The 6,000-nt window shown below is 73.4% G+C and carries 5 protein-coding genes; 2 read left to right on the plus strand and 3 right to left on the minus strand.

Features of this window, described 5'->3' with window-relative positions:
* Positions 1–8: 8 nt before the first annotated feature.
* Positions 9–449: a VOC family protein gene (locus TAE01_RS19445; RefSeq protein WP_147068464.1), complete on the plus strand. Its 441-nt coding sequence runs from the start codon at positions 9–11 to the stop codon at positions 447–449.
* 11 nt (positions 450–460) lie between these two features.
* Here the strand turns inward: TAE01_RS19445 and TAE01_RS19450 are convergent, their stop codons facing one another.
* A complete protein-coding gene (locus TAE01_RS19450; protein ID WP_246111469.1) occupies positions 461–2,149 on the minus strand; it encodes a PucR family transcriptional regulator in 1,689 nt (562 codons plus the stop codon).
* 153 nt (positions 2,150–2,302) lie between these two features.
* Here TAE01_RS19450 and TAE01_RS19455 point away from each other — a divergent pair, with 153 nt between their 5' ends.
* Positions 2,303–3,571 carry an NAD(P)/FAD-dependent oxidoreductase gene (locus tag TAE01_RS19455; protein ID WP_147068465.1) on the plus strand — a complete coding sequence of 423 codons (1,269 nt, stop codon included), beginning with the start codon at positions 2,303–2,305 and terminating at the stop codon, positions 3,569–3,571.
* A 299-nt stretch (positions 3,572–3,870) separates the two neighbouring features.
* Here TAE01_RS19455 and TAE01_RS19460 read toward each other — a convergent pair whose 3' ends face one another.
* Positions 3,871–5,640 carry an alpha-amylase family glycosyl hydrolase gene (locus TAE01_RS19460; RefSeq protein ID WP_147068466.1) on the minus strand — a complete coding sequence of 590 codons (1,770 nt, stop codon included), beginning with the start codon at positions 5,638–5,640 and terminating at the stop codon, positions 3,871–3,873.
* 174 nt (positions 5,641–5,814) lie between these two features.
* A partial coding sequence (locus TAE01_RS20620; RefSeq protein WP_186815306.1) for a hypothetical protein occupies positions 5,815–6,000 on the minus strand: 186 nt, incomplete at its 5' end.

Raw genomic sequence — 6,000 nt, forward strand, 5'->3', positions numbered from 1 at the left:
GTGGTGGCATGACAACACCTCCCGACATCTCCGCCATCACGCTGGGCGTCCGGGACGTCGAGCGGTCCAGGACGTTCTACGTCGACGGTCTCGGCTTCCGCCCGGTGCTGCACCTCCCGGGCGAGATCAGCTTCGTGCAGTGCGCTCCCGGTCAGCTGCTGGCGCTCTGGGACGTGGCTCAGATGCCGGGCGAGTCCGGCGACGTCGCCCACGGGCCGTCGGCGCCGCCCGTGTCGCTCGGTCACAACGTCGCCACGGCCGAGGAGGTCGAGGGGTTGTATGCCGCGGCGCTGGCGGCCGGGGCCACCTCCGTCAGCGCCCCGACCGTGCGCGAGTGGGGTGGGGTGAGTGCCTGCGTGGCCGATCCCGACGGCTTCCGGTGGGACCTCGTGCACAACCCCGCCTTCCGCGTCGACCCGGACGGCACCGTGCACCTCGGGCAGGCCTAGCCTGCACGCCGTCAGTGGCCGAGCGCCCGCAGCTGGAGGCGCAGGGCCAGCCGGGACTCGGGGTCGTGGAGGTCGAGCTCCACGACGTCGGACAGCCGCTGCATGCGGTAGCGCAGCGTGTTGGGGTGCACGTGCACGCGCGCGGCGGCCGCGCGGGGGTCGCCCGGGTGGTCGAGCCACGCGGCGACGGTCTCGAGGTATGCCGTGTGGTGGGCCTCGTCGTGCGCGCGCAGCGTGGCGACCGGGCCGAGCAGCTCCTCCGTCCAGATGCCGCCGAGGGCGCGCGCGTTCGTGACCGCGGCCCACGCGTCCTCGACGGTGGTCGTCGTGCCCGAGACGCGGCCGACGTCGCGCAGGCGCTGGACCTCGGTGGCCTCGCGGCGCGACCGGTCGAGCTCGACGGTGCGCGACACGCGTCCGCCGGCGCTGGCCGTGGCAGTGGGGGCGACCCCGGCCACCTCCTCGACGACGCCGTGCAGCCATTCCCACGTGCCGGGTGAGGTGTCGCCGGGTACGTCGCGCACGAGGGTCAGGGCCACGCCGTCGAAGATTGCGAGGAGCGGCTGGCGCCAGGAGCGGCGACGTGCGGCGGACTCCCACACGTCGAGCTCGCGCTCGGTGTCGCGAGGTGAGCCCTCGCCGATGACGACGCTGCGGTCGCGGTGCGCTCCGGCCAGCACGACGACCCGCCACGGCGCCGGGGGGAGCCAGCCCTCCGCCTCGAGGGTGTCGCCGCTCAGCACGGCCCGGAGGCGGTCGGCAGAGACGCGGCGGGCGAGGTCGGCCTGCGACCGCAGCCGCAGCAGGTGCAGGGCCACGACGGCGGCGGTCTGGGCCAGCGACCCCATGACCTGCTCGGGCGGCTCCTCGTCGACGACGGCCCAGATCGAGCCGAGCCACTCGGTGCCGGCCCGGACCGGGACGACGACGCGGGCCCCCAGCCCGCGCCCCGCCGGCACGAAGAACGGCTCGTCGGAACGGGCCAGCCGTCGGAACACCCCGCGCCCACGCAGGCCGGCGATGACCTCGTCGGGCACGCGGCGACCGACGATGGTGGACACCCGGGCCGGGTCGGCGACGTCCTGGGTGGAGGAGTAGGCGAGGACGCGCGACTGGGTGTCCTCGATCGTGATCGGTGCCGCGACGAGCGCCGCGCACGCGTCGGCGAGGACGAAGAGCTCGTCGAGCACGGGGCCTTCGGCGCGGACGGCGGGGCCGCTCGCGGCACGGTCGAGGACGCCGCGCAGCAGCCACACGACGTGGGCCCACGAGGCGTGGTCGGCCAGCTCCACGAGACTGACGCCGGCCTTGGCTGCGGCCGCCCGGACCTGCCGGTTGCGGGCGGCGGTGCGACGGAGCACGACGGCGCCGCTGTCGACGGCAGCGGCGCCCTCGATCAGGGCGGCGGCGTCGGCCGGACGCTCCACCCCGACGCCGAGCAGCAGGTCACCGGCCTGCCCGAAGACGCCGGATCCGGGCTCGGCGAGAGTCACGTCGTCGACGGCCGGGCCTCCCGCGTCGACGACGACGGTGAGCAGCCCGCCACCGAGGGTCCCGACGAGCTGGGCGATCGGCAGCCCGACCGGGGTGGTCGACGAGGTAGGGGTGGCGGACCGGCGCGGGGCGCGCGGGGAGCGGGAGGCGCCCGCGGAGCCGGACGAGCGGGAGGTGGCGCTGGAGCGTGAGGGCGCGGACGGCATACCTCATCCTCGCATAGCGTTGTGCTGGGGTCACAAAGGAGTGGCGGAACTCTGGCAGGTGGGCACCATGGTCGCGTCGAGCGTCCGCCCCACCATGGACGCAAGGCACCCCCCAGACCTGGCCCCGCCTGACCTCACACAGGAGTCGATCGCATGCCCGCCGTGACCCCCGCCGGTACCCCCGTCCCCCAGCGCGTCGCCGTCGTCGGCGCGGGCATGGTCGGTCTCGCCACCGCCTGGTTCCTCCAGGAGCGCGGCGTCGAGGTCACCGTCATCGACCGTGACGGCGTGGCCGCCGGTGCGTCCTGGGGCAACGCCGGCTGGCTGACCCCCGGCATCGCCACCCCGCTGCCCGAGCCCGCCGTGCTCAAGTACGGCCTGCGCGCCGTGCTCAGCCCGAGCTCGCCCGTCTACGTGCCGCCGAGCGCGCGCCCCGACTTCCTGCGCTTCGTCACCGGGTTCACCCGGCACAGCACCATGACGGCGTGGAAGAAGGCGATGGGCTCGCTCGTGCCCGTCAACGACCTGTCGCTCCAGAGCTTCGACCTGCTCAAGGAGGGTGGGGTCGACGCCGAGACGTACGAGGCGAAGTCCTTCACGGCGGCCTACCGCACCGCCGAGGAGCGCCAGACGCTGCTCGAGGAGATCGAGCACATCCACGCCTCCGGCGGCGACATCACCTTCGACGTCCTCTCCGGTGACGAGGCCCGCGCCATCGAGCCGGCCCTGTCCGACGAGATCGGCGCCGCGATCGTGCTCCACGGCCAGCGCTTCATCAACCCCGGCGCCTACGTCGCCGCCCTCGCCGACTCGGTCACCGCACGCGGCGGCAAGATCGTCACCGGCAGCGCCGTCTCGCGCATCACCGACACCCCCACCGGCGTCCTCGTCACGAACGACTTCGGCCAGGCCGAGCACTACGACGCCGTGGTCGTCGCCACCGGCGCGTGGCTCGGCAGGCTCGCCCGCGAGTTCGGCGTCAAGCGCGTCGTGCAGGCCGGCCGCGGCTACTCCTTCAGCGTCGCGGTCGACGACCTGCCCAACGGGCCGGTCTACTTCCCTGCTGCCCGCGTCGCCTGCACGCCCGTCGGTGACCGCCTCCGCGTCGCCGGCATGATGGAGTTCCGCCAGCCCGAGGCGGCGCTGGACCCCCGCCGGATCACCGCGATCGTCGAGTCGGCCCGTCCGCTGCTCCAGGGCGCCGACCTCGACCACCGCCAGGACGAGTGGGTCGGCTCGCGCCCGTGCACCATCGACGGCCTGCCCCTCATCGGGGCCTCGAAGAACCCCAAGGTCTTCGTCGCCGGCGGACACGGCATGTGGGGCATCACGCTCGGCCCCGTCACCGGCCGCCTGCTCGCCGAGCAGATCGTCACCGGCCGCGCCCCCGAGCAGCTCGCCCCGTTCGACCCGCTGCGCTGAGCCCGCGTCGGGCAGTCCGGCCCGGACACCTGCACGCCACACCGCACCGGCACAACACGCACGCAGCACGCACGCAGCACGCACGCAGCACGCACAAGGCCCACCTGACGAGCAGTCGTCAGGTGGGCCTCCGTGCGCGTCCCCCCGCGCATCGGCGAGGCGTCGGTGCGCCCCGCCCTCGGACGGCTGCCGCCGGACCCCTCAGTGCGGCGGCAGCCGTCCCTCGGGGTTCGGAGACCCGGCGCGAGCGGATGGGTGGACGCGTCGGAGCGCTTGCGGCGGTTGCCCCGGCGGACCGGTCAGGCGGGCGTCAGCACGACGAGGCTGTAGGCGCCCACCGACAGCGACCCACTCGCCGGCTGGTCCTCGGTCGGCTCCTCGACGGCCTCGACGTCGTGCGTCTCGTGACCGGCGAAGAGGGCGCTGTAGGTGGACGCGTCCGAGTTGAAGCGCACCGTCCACAGCCCGGCGGACGGCATGCCCGAGGTGATCTCCTTGGGCTCGGCGCTCGCGTTGACGACGACCACGGCGACGTCGTCACCGGACCGCCTCGCCCAGGCGAGCGTCTTGGCCTCGTCGTCCAGGTGCAGCACCTCGAAGCCCTCGCCCCGCAGGCCGTGCGAGACGCCGTCGACGTCGCGGCGCAGGCGGACGAGGTCACGGGTGAGGCGCACGATGTCGCGGAACTGCTCGGCTCGCTCCCAGTCGAGGGGCACGTCGTCGCGGAACCACTCGTCCTCGAGGAACTCCTGACCCTGGAAGAGCATCGGGATGCCCGGCGTCGTCAGGGCGATGGCCGTGCCCAGCGTGGCGCGCTTCTGCGCAGCCCAGCCGCCCGGGTCGTCGCCGTCGATCTCGTGCGGCACTCGCAGCTTGCCGTTCGCGACCTCGTCGTGGCTCTCGGTGTAGACGATGCGGCGGAACGGCTCATCGGCGCCGCGCAGCGCCTCGACGAGCCCGGTCATCGAGCGCTCGGAGTCGTCGACGGCCGTGAGCAGGCCGCGGACGGGGTGGACGAAGCTCGTGTCCCACTGCGCGTGGAAGCCGGCGCCGCCCTCCTCCGGCGAGGTGATCGCCGGGTCGGACTGGAGGTCCTCGGCGATGAGGATCTTGTCGGGGTGGCGCTCGCGGATCGTGGACGTGATCGAGCGCATGACGTCCCAGCCCTCCGGCAGGTCGCCCGTGCCGAGACCGTCGATGGTGCGTACGTACAGGGTCGCGTCGAAGCGCAGTCCGTCGAGGTGGAACTCCTCGAGCCACATGAGCGCGTTGTCGTGGAGGTAGGCGCGCACCTCCTCGCGGCCGTAGTCCGGGCGGGTGTCGCCCCACGGGGTGGACGACCGCTCGTCGTTGTAGAAGTAGATGCCGCCCAGGCCGTCCTCGCTCCACCCGTCGAACTGCCACAGCGACAGGTCGCTCGGGCCGTAGTGGTTGATGACGACGTCGAGGATCACCGCGATGCCGTGCCGGTGGGCCTCCCTGACGAAGCCCTTGAGCGCGTCGGCGCCGCCGTAGCCGCTCTCCACGGCGAACGGGTTGGACGGGTTGTAGCCCCACGAGTAGTCGCCGGCGAACTCGGCCACGGGCATGAGCTCGATGGCGTTGATGCCCAGCTCCGAGAGGTAGCCCAGTTTGCCGGCGAGTCCGCCGAGATCACCGGCGTCACCCTCCGAGGCGACGAACGAGCCGATGTGGGTCTCGTAGATGACGAGCTCGTCGTGGGGTGGGCAGCCGAACGTGTCGCCGTCCCAGTCGAAGGCGTCCCGGTCGTAGACGACGGCGTTGCCCGAGGAGTTCGTCACGACGCGGGCGCGCGGGTCGATGCGCATGAGGCGCTGGTCGCCGTTGGTGATGACGAACTGGTACTCGTCACCCGGGGCGGCGCCCTCGACGTCGGCGTACCAGTGCCCGTTCTCCTCGGCCTGCATCGGGTGGCCGTCGTCGGACCAGTCGGTGAAGCTGCCGGTCACGGCCACCGCGTCGGCGTTCGGCGCCCAGACGCGGAAGGCGGTGCCGCCCTCGTGCGGCATCGAGCCCAGTCCGGGAAGGGGGGTTTCGTGCTCGGACATGCGGGCTCCAGACGTGAGGGAGGGGACGGCCCGGGCGTCAGGCCCGAACCGGGTGGGACCGATGGGTGTCGTACCCGCTCGGTCCCTCCGGCCCGCTCGGACGTTCGACGACGGGCCCGCGGCAACGGTCGGTGCCGTTGGGGCGGCCTGGTCCGCGGGACCCCGTCCTCGTGGTCAGCGGAGGTAGCCGGTGACGTCGGCGACGACGTGCACGGTCCCCTTGGAGTGGTTGACGACCGTCAGGGTCCCGGCGGAGCTGAGTCGCCCCACGACGAGGTTGGCGACGGTCTGTCCGGGCGCGAAGTTGGCGGTGGAGCTGCCGGTGGTCGCGGTGGAGTCGGCGCTGAGGAAGCCGGCCGC

Origin of the sequence: Terrabacter aerolatus (assembly GCF_007991735.1) — a bacterium.
Taxonomy (GTDB): Bacteria; Actinomycetota; Actinomycetes; order Actinomycetales; family Dermatophilaceae; genus Terrabacter; species Terrabacter aerolatus.